The sequence below is a fragment of the Streptomyces bobili genome (assembly GCF_002154575.1).
GTDB lineage: Bacteria > Actinomycetota > Actinomycetes > Streptomycetales > Streptomycetaceae > Streptomyces > Streptomyces bobili.
In genome coordinates this window covers 20129-20356 of record NZ_MUBA01000421.1, presented here as the reverse complement: position 1 = coordinate 20356, position 228 = coordinate 20129, and the positions used below count along the sequence as shown (strand labels likewise).

Annotated in this window: 1 protein-coding gene; it reads right to left on the bottom strand. The window is 74.1% G+C overall.

Annotated features, from left to right (window positions below):
* Positions 1-228: adenine nucleotide alpha hydrolase family protein (locus tag BZL64_RS41430; protein ID WP_244205527.1), on the bottom strand; the 228-nt coding region annotated here is incomplete at both ends.

Here is a 228-nt window from a genome sequence, read left to right as displayed (position 1 = left end):
CGCCCCAGCAGCGCCCCCCTGGCCACCGGGAGGCCCCGCCCCTTCGCCGCCTCCTCATGGGTGACGATGTGCACGTCGAGATCGGGTCCCGAGTCGCGCGCGACCGTCGCACCGACGCCGGGCCCGAAGACGTACTGCCATGCCTTGCGGCGCGAGGAGCCGAGGACGATCTGTGTGGCGTTGGCTCCGCGGGCGAAGTCGAGGAGGGCGGCCGGAACGTCGTCGCCG